Origin of the sequence: Flavobacterium sp. UBA6195, assembly GCF_002422095.1 — a bacterium.
Lineage (GTDB): Bacteria > Bacteroidota > Bacteroidia > Flavobacteriales > Flavobacteriaceae > Flavobacterium.
Genome location: NZ_DITB01000038.1, coordinates 22,928 through 49,141, shown reverse-complemented (window position 1 = coordinate 49,141; position 26,214 = coordinate 22,928). Strand labels below are relative to the sequence as shown.

Genomic DNA, 26,214 nt, shown 5'->3' with positions numbered 1-26,214 from the left:
ATTAAAAAAAGCCCAAATGAATGGGCTTCTAAATTATTTGCTTTGAGAGATAATTACGGCGTCTTCGATATGGTAAATCCAATCTTCAACGTCTGTTTCGTTGTATCTAAAAGTCCCTTTTAAAGTCACGTAAGTATCGGTTTTTAACTTTGGAAAAGCGCCACCTTTAAATTTGATTCCAGCAATAGTCTCTGGTCCTGATTTTCCACAGAAGAAACAAGCTGCAAAAACGTTTTTACTTAATGCATAGTTTTTATTATCAATTGGCACAATAAATCCGCTCATGAAAACGGTTTTCTTTTGCATCATTTTCAATTTCATGTTCACTTGTGGGAATTCTACTTCGCCATAAGTCGCATGTTTTTTACGAACATATTTGATATCGCCTAACATTTTCCATGTTAGTGTATCTGATGCTACTGACGATTTTTTAGTAGCTTTTACAACTGAAGTTGTTCTATCTGAAAAGCTCATCATCGAAATAAAAACGACTAAAGCCAAACTTAATTTAATATAATTACGCATTTGCTAATGTTTTTGAAATATTTAAATTGTATGCTTTTATAGCTGGAATTAACGCTGCGATAAAGCCCACAAATATAGTTAGTAAAAATAAAGTTCCTTCTTTCTCCCAAATAAATTCGTATGGATTGAAACTCATTTTGAAATCTTCTTCGGCTGAGTTGGACAACATACTTAATCCTACTCTTCCCAAAATCGTACCAAAAATAAACCCAACAACACATAAAAGCAAACTTTCAATCATCACGACTTTTAAAAGTTGTAGTCTTTTGGCTCCGTTGACACGCATTAAGGCAAATTCATTTTCACGTTCTTTTAATGTGTTGTAAAGTGCGATGAAAATCGAAATTCCTGAAATCAACATGATTCCGTATGCTAAATATTGTAAAGCTGAAATTCCAATTCCGAATAAAGAGAATAAACGATTTACTTCGATTGCAGGTGAAGCAACTTGCATTTTGGTGTTTTGTGCGATGATTCTTGGCCAAGTTACAATTCCCATTTTGTTGCGGAATTTTAGTAAAACGGCAGTGATTTCCATTCCGGGTTCATCTAAAGTCATGTCTGCTTCCTCGTGATGTTCTCCTTCCACATGAACGTGACCTTCTTCCCCGTGAGCCGGATTTTCTTCTTCACCATGTCCACCGTGCATTTGCCAAACACTTGGAATTGTACATAAAATTAAATTATCAACTACTTTTCCTGTTGGTTTTGCAATACCGACAACTTTATAGGCGTAATGATCATGAACTTCTCCTTCAGTTGCATCACCGTGTGAACCAAAGAACTCATCTCCAATTTTTAAGCTTAATTTTTGAGCGATATCACTTCCGATTACTACTTCAAAATTCTTTTCGAATAGTTTGCCTTCTGAAATTTCGGCTCCATATTTATCTAAATAATCGGGTGTTGTTCCTAAGATTTTATAACCGCGATAATTGTCACCAAAGGCTAAAGGAATCGCTTTTTGAACAAACGGATGCTGCATCCAAACTTTTGCCGAATCGTAACTAATATTTCCTGTTGGAGCATCTACTTGGTAAACTGCAGATAAAATCAATTGCAATGGACTTCCTTGAGCGCCCATTACTAAATCAACTCCGTCAATATTACTAGAAAATTTTTCTTCAAATTGCTTTTCGACTAAAACTAAAGTCGTAATAATCGCAACACTTGAGGTTAGCAAAATAACACTCAAGATGGTATTTAATGGTTTGAACCATATATTTTTCCATGCTAATTTTGCTATCATATCAAGGTAATTTTATTGATAAATCTTTCTTTAATTCGGTTGTCGTGCGTAACGATTAGTAAAGCCGCTTTATATTCTTTCGATAATGAAGTCAACAATTCGATTACTTTATCTGCATTTTTATCATCTAAACTTGATGTGGGTTCATCAGCTAACAATACTTTTGGTTCATTCATCAACGCTCGAGCAATCGAAACACGTTGTTGTTGTCCAATACTTAATTGCGATGGTAATTTAGACGCTTGGTTTTCGATTCCCAATTGTTCTAATAATTTCTTAGCTCTTTTCGTATGCTTTTTACCCGTTGCTAACCAACTTGCCATTTCCAGATTTTCTAAAACGGTCAAAGCGCCAATAAAATGCGATTTTTGAAAAACCACTCCAATGTGTTTTCCACGAAATTTATCGGTTGCTTTTTCAGAAAGGGAAACGATATCGGTTTTATCGATTTCAATTGTTCCTGATTTTGGTTTTAGTAAACCTGCTAAAATATGCAAATAGGTAGTTTTTCCTTTTCCAGAATCACCTGTAATCAACAAAGTACTTCCTGCTTCACAATACAAATCGGGCATGTGAAAGATTTGGTCTTTGGTGTAGGAAAAAGTGATGTTTTTGGTGCTAATCATAGTTCAACGAACATTAATTTTAGTGTTGCAAGATAAGAAATTGAATAGAAAAATTTCTTAAATAATTTCTAATAAAAAACCTTGTGATTTACTTTCATCACAAGGCATTTATATTTTAATCTCAAATATTATTCTTCGTCATGAGTACACAATCCTACTATCGTATGGAAAGTGTCATGTAAACCATTTAAAGCTTTAGTGATTTTTTCATCAGAAGCTTTCGATTTCACTAATTTATCTAATGCTTTACTATCTTTTGCTAATTTATTAACCGAAGCTAAAATTTCTTTTTTATTGAATTGCGCTGGAATTTTAGCCATTTTTAAAGCATTTGCTTTTTCAGCCATTTCTGCACTTCTTTCTTTGATAGGCTGTAAATTTCCTTCTTCACTTGGATGGAAAGTTTGCGACATTACCTTGTGAAACGTTTTGATTTCTGGCCAAGAAGCAAAAGTATCTGGTTTTGGCATCGCTGTTTTGTATCTTTTACTTACTTCTGTCCAGTTTACAACATTCCATAAAGCAGATAAATAATCACCTCGTTTGTTTTGATATTTTAAATAATAAGCGTGTTCCCAAACGTCGATTCCGAAAATTGGCGTTCCTTTTACTTCGGCAATATCCATCAATGGATTATCTTGATTTGGAGTTGAACTCACTACTAATTTTCCTTCTTTCGTCACAACCAACCAAGCCCAACCTGAACCAAATCGACTTGCTCCTGTTGCATTTAATTTTTCTTTCAATCCGTCTAAACTTCCGAAAGTTTCATTTACCGCTTTTTCTAACTCAGCCGACATTTTAGTGTTTTTCTCAGGTGTTAATACCGACCAAAACAATTCATGATTGTAATGTCCACCTGCATTGTTACGAACAGCTGCTGGCATTGTAGAAACTTTTGCAAAAATTTCGTTTAAGCTTAGTTTTTCATCTGCTGTTCCTGCTAAAGCAGTATTTAGATTTTTAACATAAGCTGCGTGATGTTTGCTGTAATGAATTTCCATAGTTTGCGCATCTACAAAAGGCTCCAAAGCATTGTACGCATAAGGCAAAGCTTTTTGTGTAAACTGCGCCGAAGCAGTAAGAGTTACTAAAAGTGTTGCAACTAAAAGTTTTATGTTCTTCATGATATTTTAATTTTTGATAAAAATACGGCTTATTGATTAGATAAAAAATTAAGAATTCTTAAAATTTCTATAATTCTTGGTTTATACGCAAAGAACACAAAAGTTTTTCGCAAAGTTCGCAATGCGAAAATTAATAAAAACTATGTGCCTATGTGTTTTAAAAAAATCAAAAAATCCCTTCATCCTGAAAACTCAAATAACCATTTTCGGTAATGATAAGATGATCTAAAACTTGGATTTCTAATGTTTGCCCTGCTTCTTTGATACGCTTTGTGATTTTTAAATCGGCTTCACTTGCGATTAATTTTCCTGAGGGATGATTGTGGGAAAGAATTAATCCCGTTGCATTTTGTTCAAATGCCATTTTGAAAATGATTCGAATATCTACAACGGTTCCTGTGATTCCTCCTTTTGAGAGTTGGGCTTTGTAAATGACTTTATTGGAATTATTGAGATACAAAACCCAAAATTCCTCGTGAGGCAATTCGCCAATAATGGGTTGCATTATGTCGAAAACGGCTTTACTGGATGTGATTTTTTTGAGTTCTATGGCGTCTTCGGCTCTGCGTCTTCTTCCTAATTCTAATGCAGCGGCAATGGAAATGGCTTTGGCTTCTCCAATTCCTTTGAATTGCATGAGTTGGGAAACCGACATTTTCCCTAACGTATTCAGATTATTTTCGGAAGAAGCTAAAATGCGTTGGCACAATTGTACCGCACTCTCATTTCGAGAACCAGAACCAATTAAAATAGCAAGCAATTCGGAATCAGATAAGGTGGATTTACCTTTAAGAAGAAATTTTTCACGTGGGCGATCGTCTTCAGCCCATTGATTGATTGGCGTGTACATAAAATTTTATTTTGGCGTTTATAAGAACAAAGCTAATTAAAAAATCTAAAAAATGAAAAAAATCTAAACTTTTACCACATAGAAACATAGGTTGCTTTTCATTTAATAAGGCTTTTTATTTTTGATAGGTTACAGAGAAGCTTAATGAATCAATTTATTGACTAAGAAATTCTTTATTTTCTATGTTTCTATGTTTCTATATGGTTTTAAAAATTGCACAAAATAAATGGCTTAAAAATTGCGTTTGAAATTACAATCTGTCATTTAAACAAAGGAATAACCTCATAATATCTTACTTGATGTGATTTCTCCTTCGTCGAAATGACAAATTACAAATTTTATTTTTTTAATAGTTTATTTCCCAAAAAGATTATGAAAAATAAAACCCCTAAAAATATTAGAATTACAAAACAGATTATAAAAAAACTCAATAAGCGTTTTACTATGTGCAAATCTTTATCTCTAAATCTTTTATAATGCTTTTCAAGAGCCGGAAAAACATCTAAAAAATTAAAGAAATTGAAAATCAAATCAAGCAAATCTCCCATATTTGCTAATTGATTAATTCTTTCACCTCATCAAAATTCAATCCACCATAATTTCCTGAACTCATTAATAATAAAGCGGAGTTTTCAATATTTTGGCTGAATAAAAAGTCTTTAAATTCGGTTGGATTGGTGTAAATAATTAAATCTTCTCTTTGGAACGATTGTGCGATTTGATCATAAGTAACTTCCTCCAAACGTTTGATTTTTACCGCATCGGGTGAATAGAAAACTACGGCAACATCGGCCGCATCTAAAGCGCCTTGGTATTCTTTTAAGAACTCGGCATTTAAACTGCTGTAAGTATGTAACTCTAAACAAGCAATTAATTTTCTATCAGGATATTGTGCTTTCACCGCTTTTGTAGTGGCCGAAACTTTACTTGGCGAATGTGCAAAATCTTTATAAGCAACTTTATTTGCACTTTCGGCAATTTTTTCTAATCGTTTAGAAGCACCTTTGAAACTAGCGATTGCTTCGTAAAATTCGGCTTCGTCTACTCCCATGCATTGGCAAATCCATTTGGCACCGGCTAAATTGCTTAGATTGTGTGCCCCGAAAACTTCAATTGGCATTGAACCTTCTGGCGTATCTAGCAACGTGGTTCCGTTTTCAACTGTGTAACTTGGTGTTTGATACGCAATTTTTCGGATTGGATTTTCGGTTCCTTCGGCTACTGCTTTTACGGCTTCGTCATCTTCGTTATAGACTAAAATTCCCCCACGCGTGATTTGGTTAGCGAAAATTCTAAATTGTTCTACATAATTATCAAACGTTGGAAACACGTTGATATGATCCCAAGCAATTCCAGATAATAATGCAATATTCGGTTGGTACAAATGGAATTTTGGTCGCAAATCGATTGGAGAAGTCAAATATTCATCACCTTCCAAAACAATAAAATCATTATTTTCGGTTAAATGCACCATCGTATCAAAACCTTCCAATTGGGCTCCCACCATATAATCCACTTCAATATTGTGATAATGCATTACATGTAAAATCATAGAAGTAATTGTAGTCTTTCCGTGTGAACCACCAATCACCACTCGGGTTTTGTTTTTCGATTGTTCGTATAAAAATTCAGGATACGAATAAATTTTCAAGCCTAATTCTTGTGCTTTTAATAATTCTGGATTATCCGCTTTAGCGTGCATTCCTAAAATAATCGCTTCGATATCCGTTGTGATTTTTTCAGGAAACCAACCTTCTTCGGCTGGCAACAATCCTTTTTTCTCCAAACGCGATTTTGAAGGTTCGAAAATAGCATCATCGCTACCTGTTACGTGAAATCCTTTGTTATGTAATGCTAATGCTAAATTGTGCATGGCTGCTCCGCCGATGGCTATGAAATGTGTTCTCATTTTTTTGTTGAATTGTTAAACTGTTAATTTGTTAAATCGATTAAACGATTCAACATTTCAACAATTACACTATTTGTTTTCAAATTGTTCTTTTAACTTATTGGCTTTTGCTTTATCTTTTAACTTATTCAAATATAAGTCATATAATTTTTCGAAAGTAGTTTTTGAATTCCCAATTTCGTGTGCTTTTTTATAATGGATTTCTGCTTTCGCATAACGGCTGAAATAGACATCAATATATCCTTTTGCTAAATAACCATCAACTTTTGAAAGTGTCATTAATTCATCGGCATATTTTTGTGCTTTTTTTTCGCTTCCGCCAATAATTGCTGGTAATTCGATATATAACATTACTAAAGCCCAACGTGTTTCGATATGTTTTGAATCTAATTTTGCTGCAGTTAAAAACGATTTTTCTACTTCATCAATCATTCCTAAAGCTTTGAATTTATTGGATTCTTTGGCTTTCATTCCTAATGCGCCACCATATTTATACCAATAATTAGCATTTTTAGGATAACTAATTTTTAGTCTTTTATAGTTGGTAATCGCGACATCCCATTTTTTTTGATGTCCAGCAATATCGCCAAGAAATTCGATGGCTTTAGTATGATTTGGTTGTGATTTTAAAAACTCTGAAAATAGCTTTTCTGCTTCGTTGTATTTTTTTTGTTCATACAAATTCTCAGCCTTTTCAAATGTTGATTGCGAAAAGACTGAAAACGAAAAAAACAGGAAAAACAATTGGATAATTTTCATTTTTCAAAAATAGTAAAATGATTTTGGTTAATTTTACTTACAAATAATTTATTTTTTATTCGTCCCAACCTTTTTATATTTTTTTCACTCTATAGATAAAAACAAACTATTATGCGCAAAATATTATTATTAATCTTGTTAGTTAATTCTTTCCATGTATTTAGTCAATATGATGATAAGTGGAAAGAAGTTTACAAATATGAATTGGACGGAAAAATCAAATCCGCACAAGAAGAAGTAGAAGAAATTTACAAAAAAGCAAAACGTAAAAAAGAGGAGGTTCAAATTATAAAATGTTTTTTCTATTTATCAAAATTTGAACAAGTTTTTGATGAAAAAGCTCAAACTACGATTATTCATAATATTCAAAAAGAAATCAATGAAGCAAAACCTGTTTCAAAAGCACTTCTGCACTACATATACATTGATATTTTAGAAGAATATTATAATAGAAATCGTTATACAATAAAAAAAAGAACTAACTTAGAAAATCAAAAAAACACTGATTTTTTAACTTGGACAGAAGATGATTTTAAAGCTCAAATAGAGAAAAATTACAACCAACTGTTACTTAACGAAAATGATTTAAGATCAGTAAATCTTGATAAATTCAAAGATATTTTTGATATTTCACCAAGTGTAGACGATAAAAATTATTCAATCTATGAATTCCTTTCTCAGAAAAGTTGTAACTATTACAAATCAAGAATTGTTTCATGGAGACTAAAAAAATCAACTGATTTTGAAAATGATATCAAAATATTTTATACTAATCCTAATTCCTTTGTAAATTTTGATTCTAAAAAACTAGAAGATGAAAATCTAAGAAAGTTAATTTCGATTTTTCAGAAAAATGAAAAATATTATTTAGATAAGAAAAATTTCGACAAAGTTGATTTTGCTTATTATGAAAGGTTAAAATTCATCAAGGAAACGTTTTGGAATGAGGAAATATATTTGGAAAAAATTTCTTCATTAGAGAAAACGACTCAAGGTTTATTTTTAAAACAATTTTTAAGAGTTGACAGAGCTCAATATTATCAATCTAAAACATACAAAAACGGAAAAATCAATTCCTACAAAAATACTTTATCTTTAATTGACACAATACTGAATGCAAAAATCAACGTTAATGCACTAGCTGAAGCTGAAAAAATAAAAATAGAAATTACGAATAAAAGTTTGAACATTAAATTACCAAAAATAATTTACCCATTACAAAACAATAGAGCCTTTGTAAACTTCAAAAATGTAGACACAATTTCCATTTCTTACTTTAGGCTAAATGAAAAAATTAGTGCTCTTTTAGATAATAACTATGATTATACCCGAAATAAAAACATCAACACAGACTCTATTGTTAAATTAATAATAGCTAAAAACACGCCATTAAAAGAGCAAACAATTGTTTTACCTAACAAAAAAGATTATTTTGAGTATAATACAGAAGTTTTACTAGAAAAATTAGATACTGGAAAGTATTTAATTTATGTAGAAACCAATAACAATCTGAATACAAAAGCTTTCGCTTACAATAAAATTTCAGTTACTAACCTTTATTTAATAGAAGATAAGGAAGATAAGAAAGATGTATTTTATTTGTATGATAGAAAAACTGGAAGACCTTTAGAAAATGTAATTATTAGAAATGAAGATGAAGCAATAAAAACAAGTAAAAATGGGAATGCATATTTTAAACATAGAGATAGAATTAAAGACAAAACATACAAAAATGAAATTTTAGTAACCTTTAAAGATGATTCGCTTACAACAAAATACAATCGTGGCTTTTCATATAAAAACGAACAGAATAATCAATATGAAGACGATTTTATCAACTGGGAAGCTAAAGCTTTAGTATTTTTTGATCGTGCAATTTACAGACCTGGGCAAAAGTTATATTACAAAGGCGTGATTATTCAAAAGAAAGACAACAACAAAAGTGTTGTTCCATTTTTAACTGTACATGTAAGTATTTACGATGTTAATCAGACAACCTTGAAAGAATTTGACGTTCAAACTAATGAATTTGGAAGTTTTTCGGGTGAATTTGAAATTCCTAAAAATGTTCTAACAGGCGAATTTACTATAGAAATTGATGAGCCAAACAACTACGAACAAGATTCAAAATACTATAACAAAAAAGATGATGAACATCAATTTTGGGACAATGTTGATTTTGAAAGTCACACCGAATTTAATTTTAAAGTTGAGGAATACAAGCGCCCAACATTTGAGATAGTTTTTGATGAAATTACAGAAAATTACACTATTGGCGATTCTATAAATATTAAAGGAAATGCAAAAGCATTAGCTGGAAATAATCTTACCAATGCCAAAATTGAATATTCCATTTCAAAAAGTGTCCATAGTAAAACTAATAGTATTCCGTTTGATGAAGATTATATTATTTCAGAAACTACAACTGATGAAAATGGAAATTTTTCAATACAATTCATGGCTAATGAACCTACTGTTCCAAACAATGAAATTGAAACAATAAATTTTACAATTGATTTTAAAGTTACTGATATTCAAGGAGAAACGAGAACTGCCTCACAAACTATTTCAGTAGGAAGAGAAATGTTAAATATTAATTTAAGCATCAAACCTGAATTAATTTCTGAAGAAAATAACATCTTGTATATTTCCACAAAAACGCTAAACAATTATCCCATTGAAGCAAAGGGTGTTGTGAAAATTTATGAAATAAAAAGTAACGCATTTTTAAAAAGAAGGCTTTTCTCAATTCCTGAAATACAAACAATTAAACGAGAAGAATTTAAAAAATTATTTCCTCATGAGCCTTATGATAACACCGATGAAAAAACAGAAGAAATTCTCATAAAAACTATTCCTTTTGACACAAAAACTAGCAAAGAAATTGCTTTAGAATTTTTAAAAAATTACAGAAATTCTAAATTCAAAATAGTTGCTGAAGCTTATGATTTGAAAAACAATCTAATAACTAGACAAAGAGTAATTAATGTAAAATCAAAAGAATATCCTTATTCTGAAGATGAACTTTTTACTTACAAAGACATTACAACTCCTAATTCTAAATTTTATACTATTGAAATTCAATCTATTATTCCTGATTTATATATAACTTCTCGTTTTTATGCAGACGAAGATCTAATACAGGAAGTGAAGACAATTCAATTAAAAAATGGAAAAACTGTATTTAATTTTAACAAGGAAGTAAAATATTTGAACCATTTAACATTTCATTTCTCAACCATATGGGAAAATGAAGGTTATACAAAATCACACCAAATAAAAAGAGAAGAATCAGATGAAAAGTTCTTAATTGAAATTGAAAGTTTACGCAATAAAATTGAACCTGGAAGTACAGAAAATTGGTCCTTTGAAATTACAAATCCAAAACAACAAGCCGAAATTTTAGCCAGTATGTATGATAGTTCTTTAGACCAATTTGCAAAAGATCGTTGGAACAGCTTTCATTTCCAAGAAAATTATTCCTATCCAAGAATACCTTATATTACAAATTATGGTACTACCATTAATCTTTTTGTAAACAATTTTAGAACTCCAAGAAATCACTTTGCTATTTATAAAAGAGAACCTGAACTATATTGGTTTGGTTTTGATTTTAATGACCCAAAAAACAATTACACATATAAAAATTATCAGAAGAGAATAAGTAATGTAAATAAAATTCCTAAAAACTCTAAATTAATTTCTGGAGTTGTACAAGATGAATTGGGACCAATACCCGGAGCAAATGTATACATCAAAGGAACCAACAGAGGTACTACAACCGATTTTGATGGCGAGTTTTCTATTGAAGCCGCTAAAGGAGAAATTATTGTTATAAGTTATACCGGAAAAAAATCAGAGGAAATATCAATTGAGCAATTAAAAAATATAGAAATAAATTTAAAAGACGATTTGATTAATGGTAATGAAGTTGTTGTTACAGCTTTAGGCATCAAAAAGCAAGAAAAAGTTGTAACATATGCAGCTCAAAGTACAAATTCAAACATATTTTTAGAGCATGAAGAATCTGACTTAGTTAATGCTCTTTCAGGTAGAATAGCTGGTGTTCAAGTTACTAATTCTTATGGAGGCGTTGGATCAAGTACTCGAATTGTATTAAGAGGAACTTCGACAATCACAGAAGAAAATCAAACTTTATATGTAATAGATGGAATTGTTTATGATAGTTCAAACTATGACAACACAAATTCTAATGCAATTTCTTTTAATCCAGATGATATTGAGTCTATTTCGGTTTTAAAAGATTCTATAGCATCTGCTTTGTACGGAATTAGAGGCAAAAACGGAGTAATCATAATTACAACTAAAAATGGATTAAAAGAATTAACTCAAGTTAAAACAAGAAGTAATTTTAATGAAACGGCTTTCTTTTATCCTCATATTAAAACGGATAGTAATGGTAAATTTTCTTTCCAATTTACTACACCCGAATCCTTAACCAAATGGAAATTACGTCTATTTGGTCACAATAAAAATTTAGAATCAGGTTATTTTGAATCGAGCATTATTTCGCAAAAAGATGTTATGATTCAAACCAATATGCCTCGTTTTGTTCGTGAAAAAGATGAAATTACCTTAACGGCAAAAGTGGTAAATCTAACTAATGAAATCAAATCAGGAAATGCTATGTTATTGCTTTTTGATGCAACTACTATGCAACCGATTGATGCAATTGCGAATAATAGTTCTAATGTAAAAGCTTTCAATTGTAAATCAAAAGAAAGTGTTCCTGTTTCTTGGACAGTTACAATTCCAGAAGGAGTTCAAGGATTACAATATAAAATAGTAGCTAAATCGGGTAATTTTTCTGATGGTGAAGAAAATATTTTACCCGTAATAAGTAATAAAGTCTTACTAACCGAAAGCATTCCGATTTGGGTAAAAGGGAATTCTAAAAAAGAATATGTATTTGATAACCTTAAAAACAATGAATCTAAAACTTTAAAAAACCATTTATTTACTTTAGAGTATACTTCAAACCCAACATGGCTTGCTCTTCAATCATTACCCTATTTAATGGAATACGAACATGAATGTGCAGAACAAACTTTCTCAAGATATTATGGCAATTTTATAGCTACAGAAATTATTTCTAGTAATTCCAAAATAGCTAGCTTATTTGAATCTTGGAAAAATAACCCGAAAGCGGTTTCAAAGCTCACTCAAAATGAAGAATTAAAATCTATTGTTTTAAATGAAACACCATGGTTATTAGATGCCGAAAATGAAGAACTAAAAAACAAACGTTTGGCGCTGTTAATGGATTTAAATACCATGAAAGAATCTCAAAAATCTACCATCAAAAAAATAGAAGAAAAACAATTAGCCTCTGGTGGGTTTGCATGGTTTGATGGTGGAGAAGAAAATATTTTTATTACCCAACATATTTTTTCAGGCTTTGGGCATTTAAGTAAAATGTTCCCTGAAAAAAAATCGGAATTTAAAAATATAACTTCAAAAGCAATTCCTTATTTAGACAGTAAATACATAAATCAAAGTACGCTTAAAAATGAACGTATTAATTATTACGCTTATTCCAACTTACATTATTTATATGCCCGAAGTTTTTATTTAGAAGAATATCCTATTTCAAAAAAAATAGATTCCATTATAAACATTCAAAAAGTGGAGTTTAAAGCTAATTGGTTAAATTATTCTTTATACCAAAAAGGATTATTAGCATTAACGATGAATCGATTTGGTGATAAAAAATTCGCAGAGAAAATCATTGAAAATTTAAAAGAAACAGTAGCTCGAAATGATGATTTTGGCATGTATTGGATTGAAAATAAAAATGGATATTATTGGTACCAATCGGCTATAGAAACACAAGCATTATTAATTGAAGCCTTTTCCGAAATTGAAAAAGACAAAAAGTTTGTAGATGAAATGAAGGTTTGGCTGTTAAAACAAAAACAATTAAAACATTGGCCTACAACAAAAGCCACAACAGAAGCCATTTATGCGCTTTTATTACAAGGAACCGACTGGACAAGTATAAAAGATAATACCAAATTTAAAATCGGAAACGAAAAAGTATTGTCTAAAAAAATATCAGAAAAAAATAAAGATGCAAGTACTGGATATATAAAAATGAATTGGAATTCTGATGAAATTTCAAAAGAAATGGGACAAATTTCAGTTGAAAACAAATCAGATGTAGCTGGATTTGGTGGTTTATATTGGCAATATTTTGAAGATTTAGATGCTGTAAAATCAGATAGCACCTCAGCACTTTCAATTACAAAAAACCTTTATAAAAAAGTAAAAACTTCAGAAGGAGATAAACTTATCGATATAAATTATGAAAATGTAAAAGTTGGTGATTTAATTACCATTCGACTAATAATTAATACGGATAATGATTTAGAGTTTGTTCATTTAAAAGACTTACGAGCATCTTGTTTTGAGCCTATTGATGTAATTTCGAAGTACGAATGGAAAGACGGCATCAGTTTTTACAGAAGCACAAAAGATGTAGCAACTCATTTCTTCTTTGACAAAATTAAATTCGGAACTTATGTTTTTGAATATGATGTTAGAGTAAATAATTCAGGAGTATTTAATGACGGAATTGCAACTATTCAAAGCATGTATGCTCCAGAATTCTCGAGTCACTCAACCAATACCAAATTAAAAATTCAAAAGTAAACCATAAAAAAAACGTCCCGAATAATCGGGACGTTTCTATTTATATTGTAATTAAAAATTACTTCACAATAGTCATTTCGTCTACAATGTGTTTAGCACCTGAGAAATTCTCAATTACCCACAATACATAACGAATATCTACGTTGATTGTTCTTTGTAATTTTTTGTCAAAGATTACGTCACCTGCCATAGCTTCGATGTTCCCGTCGAATGCTAAACCGATTAATTCACCTTTTCCATTTAATACTGGCGAACCTGAATTTCCTCCTGTAATATCATTATCAGTTAAGAAATTTACATGTAATGAACCATCTTTATCTGCGTAACGACCGAAATCTTTAGCTGCGTTCATTTGTAATACTCTTTCTGGCAAATCAAATTCTAAATCACCTTTTTTGTATTTTTTAACTTGACCAGCTAATGTAGTGTAGTTATTAATTTTAGCATCATTACGTTTGTCTGCTGGTAAAGAACGTACTTTACCATAAGTTAAACGTAAAGTTGAATTGGCATCTGGATATTTAATTTCTCCAATTTTAGATTCTCTCAAACCTTCCACCAATAAACGGAAAGAAGCACCAAAATCGTTTTGAGCTTTGATTAATTCCTCACTTCTAAAGCTATAATGAGTTAATAAATCATTTGTTAATACATAAAGTGGATCATTTTTAAGTAATTCTTCAGATGGTAAATTTAAGAAAGCTTTTACTCTATCAACAGAAGTAAAAATACTTAAATCAAATGCTGCGTTTACATATTTAGTAAAATCGCCATTGTTTTCTTTAGCTAGTTTTTCAACCATTGGAGCCAAAGTATAACCTGCTTTACTAGAATATAAATTTAATTGTGCCGCTAAAATATCTTTCTCTGCTGGAATATGCATTTCTTTATACATTTCATCCACCATTTCTAAGATTGCAGGTGCCATTTGTGCTCTTTTAGCTGCATCTGCTTTAGCATAATTTTCTAATTGTCTTCCTAAACCTCTACTAACAGTTCCAAAAGCAGAAGTTCTAAATAATTGCATTAAATAATTATCATGACGTGATTTTTCATTCGTCATTGCATAATATTTATTAATTGTAGGAACTACATTACCATATTTTGCTTTGTTAGCTGGTTGATTAGCCCATTTATGGAATTTAGCTTCTTGAGCTGCTTTTGTTTTTGCTGTTCCAAATTTTGTCAATGCATCAATCATTCCTTGACGGTTTTTCCAGTAATTAGCTACTCCTGCAAATTTAGAAGCATAGATAAGGTTTAAAGCATCAGATTGAACCATATATTTTTTCATATTGTCCATTCCTGTTTTAGAACCTTCAACCCAAGCTGGATAAGCAAATTTTACGTTTTGCTCAATTCCGCCTGCTGGCATCCAACGGTTAGTTCTACCAGGATAACCTAAAATCATTGCGAAGTCATTTTCTTTAACTCCACCAATGTTTACTGGTAAATAATGTTTTGGTTGTAAAGGAACGTTATTTGTAGAGTATTCAGCTGGATTACCGTTTGCATCAGCATACACTCTAAACATAGAGAAATCTGCTGTATGACGTGGCCATTCCCAGTTGTCTGTATCACCACCAAATTTTCCTAAACTTTCTGGTGGAGTTCCTACTAAACGAACGTCTTTGTAATCTTGGTAAACGAAATAGTAATATTCATTTCCTTGGAAAAATGGACGAACAGAAACTGTATATTTCCCACCTTCGTTGTTTTCTTTCTCAATTTTCGCGATTTCAGCATTGATAGCTTTTTCTCTATCCGCTTCGCTCATTGAAGGATTTACAACAGATAAGATTCTTTTTGTACAATCGTCCATACGAACAAAGAAACGTACATATAAACTTGAAGGTTTTAACTCTTCAGCTCTGTTTTTTGCCCAATACCCATTTTTTAAATAGTTTTTTTCTGCTGAAGATAATTCTGCAATGGCATCATATCCACAGTGGTGATTAGTCAAAACCAATCCATCTTTTGAAATTAATTCAGCTGTACATCCACCATTAAATTGAACGATAGCATCTTTTAAACTGTGGTTGTTGATACTGTAAATTTCTTCGGCTGTTAATTGCAAGCCCATTTTTTGCATGTCGCGGTGATTTAAACGCTCAATGAACATTAAAAACCACATTCCTTCATCTGCTTTTACCGAAGCTGGCACAAGCATAATAGCAGAAACGACAAATAATACTAATTTTTTCATAATAAATCTGTGTTCTTTTGATTTGTGTGGCGAATATACTTAAAAATACGATTTCGATAAAATTATCATTTCAAAATCAAGTTAGATTGAAGCAATTTTAACTTTTTATTATAATAACTGCATTAAAAACAAAAAAGCACCTTCAAATAAAAGATGCTTTTTCTTACGTTTATTTTAACTTTTTTTATTTTTCTTCAGCATTCAACATTTGCCACAATTTGTCTTTCAACTCTTGTAAACCTTGTTGTGCAACAGATGAAATAAACATATAAGGTGTTCCTTTAAATTCCTTATCCAATTGTTTTTTCAATTCTGCTTTTAACTCGTCATCTAACATATCGCATTTTGAAATCACAATTAAACGATCTTTATCTAACATTTCTGGATTGTAACGACGTAATTCATCTAACAGAATTTCGTACTCTTTCTTAATATCATCGGCATCCGCAGGAACTAAAAACAACAAAGTTGAATTTCGTTCGATATGACGCAAAAAATAATGACCTAAACCTTTTCCTTCTGCTGCACCTTCAATAATTCCAGGAATATCAGCCATTACAAACGATTGAAAATCTCTGTAAGCTACAATTCCTAAATTAGGTTTTAAAGTTGTAAATGGATAATCGGCAATTTTTGGCTTTGCCGAAGTTAAAACTGACAACAAAGTTGATTTTCCTGCATTAGGGAAACCTACCAAACCTACATCTGCTAATACTTTTAATTCTAAAGTTACATCTACTTCTTTTACAGGCATACCTGGTTGTGCATAACGAGGCGTTTGATTCGTAGCACTTCTAAAATGCCAGTTACCTAAACCTCCTTTTCCACCTTCTGCTATGATTTTCATTTCATCGTGCTCTGTAATTTCGAACAAAACATCACCCGTTTCTTGATCTTTTACAACTGTTCCTAATGGGACTTCAATAAATTTATCTTCTCCATCATGACCTGTACTTCTTGAACTTCCTCCATCGCCACCGTGACCCGCACGAACGTGTTTCAAAAATTTTAAATGAAATAAAGTCCAAAGATTTTTATTTCCTTTAATATATACGTGTCCACCACGACCTCCATCACCACCATCGGGTCCACCTTTTTCAATAAATTTTTCTCTGTGTAAATGCGACGACCCTTTTCCTCCCTTTCCGGAAGAAACATATATTTTTACGTAGTCTACAAAATTTCCTTCTGTCATCTTTTCTTAGTGTTCAGTTATCAGTGTTGAGTGTTCAGTAATTTTCCAACCTACAAAACCTCTTTTCTGATAACAATTTGTTATTCTCAATGACACTATTTAGAACTGCATACTAAATACTGAACACTGAATACTTAATTATTATTCTTTTAAATTGGTAATTAAAACTTTATCAATTTTAACACCGTCCATATCGATAACTTCGAACTCTAATTTGTTCCAAATTAACTTTTGTCCTTGTTTTGGGATTACTCCTAATTCTGTTATGATTAATCCACTTACTGTTGTTACTTCGTAATCTCCAATTAACTCATCCATATCAAAATAAATTAAGAAATCGTGCAGCGAATAATGTCCGTCAACTAACCACGAACCGTCTTCTCTTGCTACAATTTTAAATTCGTCTTCATAGAAATCAGCCGCATCTCCTACTAACGCTTCTAAAATATCATTCAATGTAATTATTCCTTGAAAAACACCGTGTTCATCGGTAACCAAAGCATAATGCACTTTTGAAACCTTGAAATTTTCCAATGCTTTATATGCCGATGTTTGCTCAATAAAATATACCGGCTCTTTAATTATCGATTTTAAATCGAAATTTCCTTTTTCAAAACTGGCAAACAAATCTTTCAACAAAACGATTCCTTCTACATCGTCTAAATTATCCGCACATACTGGATAAACCGAATGCAATTCATCTAAAACTTTCGCTTTGATTTCTTCAATGGAATCTTCGTAAGACAAATACACAATTGAATTTCGGTGTGTCATTAATGAATTAACTTTTCTATCGCCAATATGAAAAACACGTTCCACAATATCTTGCTCAATTTCTTGAACTTCACCTACTTCAGTTCCTTCTTTTATAATGGCTTTGATTTCTTCTTCTGTAACTTTTCCGTCAGCTGTTGGTTTAATTTGCAAAAGTTTCATCAAAGATTCAGTTGAAATAGTCAGCAACCATATAAAAGGCATTGTAATGGTAGAAACTAATTTCATGGGAACCGCAACTGCTTTTGCAATTCCTTCTGGATAATTTAAACCGATTCTTTTTGGCAATAATTCACCTAAAACTAAAGAGAAAAATGTTAATACCACTACTACAATTCCCACAGCAATAGATTCCGAATACGGTTTTAATGCTTCAAAAGTAGCTACAAAATTTCGTACATCGGTAGTAATTTTATCTCCCGAATAAATACCCGTTAAAATCCCAATTAAAGTAATACCGATTTGAACAGTAGATAAAAATTCGTTTGGCGAATTGGCTAAATCTAATGCTACTTTTGCATTTTTATTTCCTTTTTTAGCCGCTGTTTCTAATCGGTTTTTACGAGCTGAAATCAATGCGATTTCCGACATTGAGAAAACACCGTTTAAAATAATCAGAAAGAGAATGATTAAAATTTCCATATTTAAAATTATAAAAAAAGAGCTAAAATCCCAAATTACGGAAATAGCTCCTTTTCAGTGTGCAAATATCGAAAAAAAAATCGAAAGCCCGAAATTTATCTCTCGGGCCTTATTTTATTATTTAAATGTGTCCAAAACCAAACTTAATCTTTCAGTCACTTCTTCAATAGACCCAATACCATCGACTGCGTAAAATTTGTGTTGCGCTTTGTAATAATCCATTAATGGCGCGGTTTTTTCGTTGTATTCTTGGTAACGATTTCTGATTTTTTCTTCGTCTTGATCGTCTGGTCTACCTGAAGTTTTTCCTCTTTCTAACAAACGTTGCACTAAGATTTCATCATTAGCTTCCAAAGCAACTGTTGCAATAATTTCTTGATTTTTACCTTCTAAAAACTTATCTAAAGCTTCTGCTTGTGCAATTGTTCTTGGAAAACCATCAAATAAAAAACCTGCTGCTTGTGGATTTTTGTCTACTTCGCTTTGCAACATTTTAATAGTTACTTCATCTGGAACCAAATCACCTTTATCCATAAAAGTTTTAGCTAATCTTCCTAATTCAGTATCATTTTTAATATTAAATCTAAAAATATCCCCTGTAGATAAATGCACTAAATTGTATTTGTGTTTTAAAAAATCGGCTTGCGTTCCCTTTCCTGCGCCAGGTTTCCCAAATAATACGATATTGATCATTGTTTTGTTGTGTTTATAAATTTTAGTCTTTATTCTATTTTCTCTATTCTATTTTCTTTACTCAGATAATTGATATACGTCTTTTAAATTTCTTCCTAAACCATCGTAGTCTAAACCATATCCTACGATAAATTTATTTGGAATTCGAATACCTACATAATCTAATTTAATGTCTTTTGTATAGGCTTCTGGTTTTAAGAATAAAGTAGCAATTTTGAAATGTTTCACATTGTGTTGCTTCATAATAGCTTTTAATTCCTCAATCGTATTTCCAGTATCTACAATATCTTCCACGATAATTACAGAACGACCTTCTAAACTTTGGTTCAAACCAATTAGTTCTTTCACCTCATTAGTAGTTTGCATTCCTTCATACGAAGCCATTTTTACAAATGAAACTTCGCAATTGTGACTGTATTTTTTCAATAAGTCAGCCACCACCATGAAAGCGCCATTCAAAACGCCAATAAAAACAGGAACATCATCGCAAAAATCGTCTTCAATTTGTTTGGCCATGTTTTCAATGGCGAAGTTAATCTCCTCTCCCGAGATAAAAACTTCAAATTTCTTATCGTGTAGTTGTATCACTTTAGTTAGATTTAGAAATAAACAACAAATTTAAGAAAGTCAAATGAATAGCTACAAAGTATTTCAACTTTTTTGCAAATTTGATATATTTACCGAATGAAAAGCCAAATGTATCAGAAAATCGAAGAAAGCACTTGTCATGTAGCCAGCCGAAAAATGGTAAGCAATTTTGCCATGAAAGATGAAAAAAATCTTAGCGAAATGACTGAATTAGCTTTTGACATCCAACATGAATTACATGTTAAAGCCTTTTGGAGTTTGGATTTGGTTTGCGAAAAGAAACTGAAACAATTTATTCCTTATATTGAAGATTTCTGTAGCGTTCTTCCCAAAATAAAAGATGATTCGGCATTACGACCAGCGACTAAAATTGCCTTTTTTCTCACCAAAAGCAATCATAGAAAAAACGGAATTTCTCTCACACAACAACAAGAACACAATTTAATCGAAGCGCTAATTGACCGATTGATTCAAGACGAAAAAGTAGCAGCAAAAGTGTATGCCATGAAAGCTCTTTTTGTCTTGGGAAAGAAATACGATTGGATTCACGAAGAATTAAAAACCATCATCGAGCAAGATTATTCGAATCATACCGCTGCTTACCAAGCAGCAACTCGAAATTTATTAAAGAAACTCAACAAATAGTATTTTCTGAATTCTAAATTCTGAATTCTAAATTCTTACTCTTATCTTTGCGACACAAACAACAACACACGATGAATTATTTTTCTTCTGATTTTAAATTAGGAATTTTAGGAGGTGGTCAATTAGGAAAAATGCTTTTGACTGAAACTCGAAAATTCGATATTCAAACTTTAGTTTTAGAACCAAGCGAAGAAGCTCCCGCACGATACAGTTGCAACGGATTTTACAAAGGCAGTTTAATGGATTTTGACACCGTTTACCAATTTGGTAAAATGGTCGATTTGTTAACTATCGAAATTGAAAATGTAAACTTAGACGCTTTAGATAAATTGGAAGCAGAAGGATTACCAATTTATCCTTCGCCAAAAACCTTACGTTTGATTCAAAACAAAGGAAAACAAAAAGATTATTACGTTTCAAACGATATTCCCACTTCGCCACACCAACGATTTGTTGACTTAAACGATTTGAGAAATGCTCTAGCAAAAGACGAATTAGAATTTCCATTCGTATGGAAATGTGCGCAATTTGGTTATGATGGAAATGGCGTTAAAATTTGTCGCTCAGCATTAGACTTGGTAAAATTACCTGATGTAGAATGTATTGCTGAAGAAATGGTTCCGTTCAAAAATGAATTAGCTGTAATTGTGGCTCGTTCTGTTTCTGGAGAAGTAAAAACCTATCCCGTGGTAGAAATGGAATTTCATCCTGAAGCCAATCAAGTAGAATATGTAATTTGTCCGGCTCGAATTGATGAAAAAGTGGCTCAAAAAGCTACCGAAGTTACTTTAAAAGTTTCGGAAGCTTTCAATCACGTTGGATTATTAGCTGTTGAAATGTTTCAAACATCAGACGATGAAATTTTGGTAAACGAAGTCGCTCCTCGTCCACATAATTCGGGACATTATTCGATTGAAGCGAGTTATACTTCGCAATTTGAAAACCATTTGCGTGCGATTTTAAACTTACCTTTAGGAAACACCGATAGCAAAGTTGCCGGAATTATGGTAAATTTAGTAGGTGAAGAAGGTTATTCTGGACAAGTAGTTTACGAAAACATAGAGAAAATCATGGCAATTGACGGCGTAACGCCTCATATTTACGGAAAAAGAGAAACACGCCCTTTCCGAAAAATGGGACACGTTACCATTGTAAATGAAAATATGACGGAAGCGAGAAGAATTGCTGAGGAAGTGAAGAATAGTATTAGAGTTATTAGTAGCCCCCTAACCCCAAAAGGGGGAATTTAAAACCGAATTGAAAATGACAAAAAAGATTTTACATATTATTTTTTATTCGACAATTTTGTTTTGTATTTTGTCGTTTATATCTTTTCTGTTTTCTTTGGTTTTTAATACTATAAATAGAACTTCTCCTAATTTAAAAATTGGATTTCCACTAAATTATTATAATCAACTAGCAGTCAGTGACAATTGTAATGGGATTGATTTATTACACGGTTCAAATTTTAAAAATTTCATTTTAAATTATATAATTTGTTTTTTAACAATTTTAATTTTAAGAATAAAACTAACAAAAAAATAAACCCTACTCACCCCTAGTAGGAATTCCCCCTTTGGGGGTTAGGGGGCTAATTATGAAAGTAGCCATAATAATGGGAAGCATTTCGGATATGCCAGTAATGCAAGAAGCCATAGACATATTAAAAGGATTTGATATTGAAACCGAAGTAGATATTGTTTCGGCACACAGAACTCCTGAAAAATTATTTGATTTCAGTAAAAATGCGCACGAAAGAGGTATTTCAGTAATTATTGCTGGCGCTGGTGGTGCGGCTCATTTACCAGGAATGGTTGCTTCTATGTCGCCACTTCCTGTAATTGGAGTTCCTGTAAAATCGAGCAATTCTATTGATGGATGGGATTCGGTTTTATCGATTTTGCAAATGCCAGGAGGAGTTCCTGTAGCAACTGTAGCATTAAACGGCGCTAAAAATGCTGGAATCTTAGCAGCACAAATTATCGGAAGCTCTGATAAATGTGTTTTAGATAAAATTATCGCCTACAAAGAAGGTTTGAAACAAGCGGTATTAAAAGCTTCAGAAGGATTAAAATAAAAATAGAAAATCCCGAGTTATTGCTAATTCGGGATTTCTACTCACAATTAAGTGACAACTATAAAAAAATTCTACTCTCTCTCTGTTTGGGACAAAAAAGGATGTTGCAACATCATTTCATCGACAAAATTATACACTTTATCGGTAAAAACAAATTTTTATGACACTTTTTTTAAAAAAATTTACAACAAAACACAATACGGCTCCATTTAGTAAGATAAATCTTTCAGAATATAAGGAAGCTTTTGAAAAAACAATTGAAGTTGCAAAAAAAGAAATCGATAGCATAGTAAATAATACTGAGACACCAACTTTTTCGAATACAATTGAAGCTTTGGATTATTCTGGAGAGCAATTAGATCGTTTATCAAATATTTTCTTCAATTTGAATTCGGCTGAAACTTGCGACGAAATGCAAAAAATCGCACAAGAAGTTTCTCCTTTGCTTACCGCTTTTAGTAACGATATTGCTTTGAACGAAGACTTATTCAAAAGAGTTAAAGCCGTTTATGATCAAAAAGATACTTTAACATTAACTACCGAACAAGCGACTTTATTAGATAAAAAATTCAAAGGTTTTTCTAGAAATGGTGCTTTACTAAATGAAGAAGACAAATTAAAACTACGCGAAATCGATACGGAATTAGCCAAACTAAAACTGACTTTCGGCGAAAATGTTTTGGCTGAAACCAATAACTATCAATTGCATATTACTAACGAAGCCGATTTAAAAGGTTTGCCTGATGGCGCTAAAGAAATGGCGGCTAGTTTGGCAAAATCGAAAAACTTAGAAGGTTGGGTTTTTACTTTGGATTTTCCAAGTTATTTGCCTTTTGTAACTTATGTCGAGAATCGTGAATTACGAAAAGAAATTACCATCGCAGCTGGAAAAAAAGCATTTCAGAATAACGAATTCGATAACCAAGAAAATGTAAAACGTATTGTGGAATTGCGTCACAAGCGTGCTAATTTATTGGGTTATGAATCACATTCGCATTTTGTTTTAGAAGAACGAATGGCTCAAAATCCAGAAAAAGTACAATCGTTTTTAAATGATTTATTAGAAAAAGCAAAACCAGCGGCTCAAAAAGAGTTTGCTGAATTAACAGCTTTCGCGGCAGCATTAGACGAAATTGACCAATTAGAAAAATGGGACGGCGCTTATTATTCGGAAAAATTTAAACAAAAATTATTCAGTTTAGATGATGAGTTATTGAAACCGTATTTCAAACTAGAAAATGTATTGAACGGCGCTTTCACGATTGCGGAAAAGTTATTCGGAATCACCTTCAAAGAAGTTTTTGATATTGACAAATATCACGAAGATGTGCAAACTTTTGAAGTATTAGATTTTGAAGGACAATTAGTAGCTGTTTTCTATTCGGATTTCTTCCCAAGAAAAGGAAAACGAAATGGCGCTTGGATGACATCCTACAAACCACAATATATAAAGGAAGGAATCAACGAACGACCACATGTTTCTATTGTTTGTAATTTCACGCCACCAACTGAAACAAAACCATCATTATTGACTTTTAACGAAGTAACAACATTGTTTCACGAATTTGGACACGCATTGCACGGAATGTTAGCCAATACAACGTATCCAAGTTTATCAGGAACTTCGGTGTATTGGGATTTTGTGGAATTACCGAGTCAAGTGATGGAAAACTGGTGTTACGAACCAGAAGCATTGGCTTTATTTGCCAAACATTACGAAACGGGCGAAATTATTCCGCAAAAATATGTAGAAAAAATCAAAGAAAGCGCGAGTTTCTTAGAAGGAATGGCAACATTACGTCAATTAAGTTTCGGAATTTTAGACATGGCGTATCATGGAAAATCGCAAACTATTGACGATGTGAAAGCCTTTGAAAAACAAGCTATGGAAATCGCATCGTTATATCCAGATGTGGAAGAAAATTGCATGAGTACTTCTTTTTCACATATTTTCCAAGGCGGTTATTCTTCGGGATATTACAGTTACAAATGGGCGGAAGTTTTAGATGCCGATGCGTTTGCCTATTTCCAAGAAAAAGGGATTTTCAATACAGAAGTTGCAACCAAATTCAAAGACAACGTACTTGCTAAAGGTGGTACCGAGTTACCAATGGAATTGTATAAAAAATTCAGAGGTCAGGAACCAAAAGTGGAGGCGTTGTTGAAGAGGGCGGGGCTTTTGTAGATTGTTAACTCCGACAGAGTTTGCAACTCTGTCGGAGTTGAAAAATTGTTAATAAAATGAACCCAAAGGATTATCGATAAAATATTGGTAATCCTTTTTTTGTTATTTTTGAGGAAATCTATATAAAATGCAAACAGAAGCTGTTTTTGAAAATATTGCCAATCGTATAATTGAAGAAATTGAAAATGCCAATCATTCAATCTACATTGCAGTCGCTTGGTTTACTAACAAAAATATTTTCGATAAATTATTTGAAAAAGCTAATAAAAACTGTAAAATTCAGCTCATAATTTCTAATGATGAAATAAACAACAGTTCTAAAATTAATTTTGAATTGCTTAAAAAAAATAAATGTAAAGTTTATAAAATAGGAAACGGCGACACCGAATTAATGCATAATAAATTTTGTGTCATTGATTTTAACACAGTAATTACAGGTTCCTACAATTGGAGTTACAAGGCTGAAAGCAATTTTGAAAATATTGTTATCAACTCAAACAACACTTCTCTTGCCAACCAATTTGTTTCAGAATTTAATCAAATAGTTAAAAAGTATTATCCAAATGAGAACAAAAGCGAAGATTTTTTTCCTTTGGATAAAATCATCAAACGTTTAGAAATTATTAAAAACCTAATCATTCTTGAAGATATTGAAGAAATTAATGAAACAACTAAAAAATTAAAACCATTTGAATTCAATGAAGATATCAATTTGCTGATTCAATATTTGAATCAACATGCTTTTTCAGATGCTATTTCTATCATTCAAAATTTCATTAACAATTATCAACAAATTACAATTTGGAACGATCCTGAAGTTGCTAGTTTAAAATTAGAAATCAAACTGTTAGAAAATCAAATTAACGCTTTTGACAATGAAAAAATTGAAATTGAGAATATTCTTAAAGATTTTCAATACCTTCATACCATAGAATTAGGCGAAGTCATTTTAGAAGTTTTACGACTTAGAAAAATCAAATACAAAAACCATAAAAAAGAAGCCGAAGCTGAAGATGATTTTAACAACTACAGCAAACAATATGACACTGAAAAAGAGAAAAAACGATTTGATCTCAACAATGAAGAAAAGAAAGAACTAAAGAAAAACTTTAGAAAAGCTACTACACTATGTCATCCCGACAAAGTAAGCGAAGAACAAAAAGCCGAAGCTGAGCAAATCTTTATTGAACTTAAAAAAGCATACGATGAACACGACATCGAAAAAGTAAATCAATTGTTATATGATTTAGAAAACGGAAAAAAATTCGTTTCACAATCTGATTCAATTTCTGAAAAAGAAAATTTAAAAATTACTTTAACCAAATTAAAACAGAAATTAAAAAATATTGAAAATGAAATCATTATTCTAAAAGAAAGCGATATATACGCAACGATTAACAACATTGCTAACTGGGACACCTATTTTTCTGAAACCAAAACCCAGCTAGAAAAAGAATTACAAAACCTAAAAATTGAATTAAATAACTAAACT

At 31.6% G+C, this 26,214-nt stretch carries 17 protein-coding genes and 1 pseudogene; 6 read left to right on the top strand and 12 right to left on the bottom strand.

Going from position 1 to position 26,214, the window contains the following annotated elements; translation table 11 throughout:
• Positions 1 to 33: 33 nt before the first annotated feature.
• The 7 genes and pseudogenes from B4I81_RS02990 to B4I81_RS02960 form a co-directional block, all read right to left on the bottom strand.
• A complete protein-coding gene (locus tag B4I81_RS02990) occupies positions 34 to 525 on the bottom strand; it encodes a hypothetical protein (protein ID WP_291107306.1) in 492 nt (163 codons plus the stop codon).
• Positions 518 to 1,774 carry an ABC transporter permease gene (locus B4I81_RS02985; RefSeq protein ID WP_291107303.1) on the bottom strand — a complete coding sequence of 419 codons (1,257 nt, stop codon included), beginning with the start codon at positions 1,772 to 1,774 and terminating at the stop codon, positions 518 to 520. The genes B4I81_RS02990 and B4I81_RS02985 overlap by 8 nt, the downstream gene beginning before the upstream one ends.
• Entirely contained in the window at positions 1,771 to 2,400 is a 630-nt protein-coding gene (locus B4I81_RS02980) for an ABC transporter ATP-binding protein (protein WP_291107300.1), read from the bottom strand. Before B4I81_RS02980 ends, B4I81_RS02985 begins: the two co-directional genes overlap by 4 nt.
• Before the next feature lie 467 nt (positions 2,401 to 2,867).
• Positions 2,868 to 3,527: pseudogene (locus tag B4I81_RS02975) on the bottom strand (superoxide dismutase); the annotation flags it as partial.
• Between the two features lie 166 nt (positions 3,528 to 3,693).
• Complete coding sequence (radC, locus tag B4I81_RS02970; protein ID WP_153207758.1) at positions 3,694 to 4,377, bottom strand: RadC family protein; 684 nt, start codon at positions 4,375 to 4,377, stop codon at positions 3,694 to 3,696.
• A 553-nt stretch (positions 4,378 to 4,930) separates the two neighbouring features.
• A complete protein-coding gene (locus B4I81_RS02965) occupies positions 4,931 to 6,286 on the bottom strand; it encodes a UDP-N-acetylmuramate--L-alanine ligase (RefSeq protein WP_291107295.1) in 1,356 nt (451 codons plus the stop codon).
• Between the two features lie 69 nt (positions 6,287 to 6,355).
• Entirely contained in the window at positions 6,356 to 7,045 is a 690-nt protein-coding gene (locus B4I81_RS02960) for a tetratricopeptide repeat protein (RefSeq protein ID WP_291107292.1), read from the bottom strand.
• Positions 7,046 to 7,156: 111 nt separating this feature from the next.
• On the opposite strand from B4I81_RS02960, the gene B4I81_RS02955 reads away from it, so the two are divergent.
• Positions 7,157 to 13,717: an MG2 domain-containing protein gene (locus B4I81_RS02955; protein ID WP_291107289.1), complete on the top strand. Its 6,561-nt coding sequence runs from the start codon at positions 7,157 to 7,159 to the stop codon at positions 13,715 to 13,717.
• A 58-nt stretch (positions 13,718 to 13,775) separates the two neighbouring features.
• Here the strand turns inward: B4I81_RS02955 and B4I81_RS02950 are convergent, their stop codons facing one another.
• From B4I81_RS02950 to hpt, 5 genes are all read right to left on the bottom strand, one after another.
• Positions 13,776 to 15,923 (bottom strand): S46 family peptidase, encoded by a 2,148-nt coding sequence (locus B4I81_RS02950; RefSeq protein WP_291107286.1) that lies wholly within the window; start codon positions 15,921 to 15,923, stop codon positions 13,776 to 13,778.
• A gap of 184 nt (positions 15,924 to 16,107) precedes the next feature.
• Positions 16,108 to 17,118 carry a GTPase ObgE gene (gene obgE, locus B4I81_RS02945; RefSeq protein WP_291107282.1) on the bottom strand — a complete coding sequence of 337 codons (1,011 nt, stop codon included), beginning with the start codon at positions 17,116 to 17,118 and terminating at the stop codon, positions 16,108 to 16,110.
• Positions 17,119 to 17,259: 141 nt separating this feature from the next.
• A complete protein-coding gene (locus B4I81_RS02940) occupies positions 17,260 to 18,534 on the bottom strand; it encodes a hemolysin family protein (RefSeq protein WP_291107279.1) in 1,275 nt (424 codons plus the stop codon).
• 117 nt (positions 18,535 to 18,651) lie between these two features.
• Complete coding sequence (locus B4I81_RS02935; protein ID WP_291107277.1) at positions 18,652 to 19,227, bottom strand: adenylate kinase; 576 nt, start codon at positions 19,225 to 19,227, stop codon at positions 18,652 to 18,654.
• Positions 19,228 to 19,284: 57 nt separating this feature from the next.
• Positions 19,285 to 19,815, bottom strand: a complete 531-nt coding sequence (gene hpt, locus B4I81_RS02930; RefSeq protein ID WP_291107274.1) for a hypoxanthine phosphoribosyltransferase — start codon at positions 19,813 to 19,815, stop codon at positions 19,285 to 19,287.
• Between the two features lie 108 nt (positions 19,816 to 19,923).
• Here hpt and B4I81_RS02925 point away from each other — a divergent pair, with 108 nt between their 5' ends.
• The 5 genes from B4I81_RS02925 (at position 19,924) to B4I81_RS02905 (ending at position 26,211) form a co-directional block, all read left to right on the top strand.
• On the top strand, positions 19,924 to 20,460 hold the full coding sequence (locus tag B4I81_RS02925) for a hypothetical protein (RefSeq protein WP_291107271.1): 537 nt from the start codon (positions 19,924 to 19,926) through the stop codon (positions 20,458 to 20,460).
• Between the two features lie 71 nt (positions 20,461 to 20,531).
• On the top strand, positions 20,532 to 21,710 hold the full coding sequence (locus B4I81_RS02920) for a 5-(carboxyamino)imidazole ribonucleotide synthase (RefSeq protein WP_291107268.1): 1,179 nt from the start codon (positions 20,532 to 20,534) through the stop codon (positions 21,708 to 21,710).
• Between the two features lie 344 nt (positions 21,711 to 22,054).
• Positions 22,055 to 22,537 (top strand): 5-(carboxyamino)imidazole ribonucleotide mutase, encoded by a 483-nt coding sequence (purE, locus tag B4I81_RS02915; protein ID WP_291107358.1) that lies wholly within the window; start codon positions 22,055 to 22,057, stop codon positions 22,535 to 22,537.
• Positions 22,538 to 22,697: 160 nt separating this feature from the next.
• Positions 22,698 to 24,722 carry a M3 family metallopeptidase gene (locus B4I81_RS02910; protein WP_291107265.1) on the top strand — a complete coding sequence of 675 codons (2,025 nt, stop codon included), beginning with the start codon at positions 22,698 to 22,700 and terminating at the stop codon, positions 24,720 to 24,722.
• A 127-nt stretch (positions 24,723 to 24,849) separates the two neighbouring features.
• Complete coding sequence (locus B4I81_RS02905; protein ID WP_291107262.1) at positions 24,850 to 26,211, top strand: phospholipase D-like domain-containing protein; 1,362 nt, start codon at positions 24,850 to 24,852, stop codon at positions 26,209 to 26,211.
• The last annotated feature ends 3 nt before the right edge of the window (positions 26,212 to 26,214 follow it).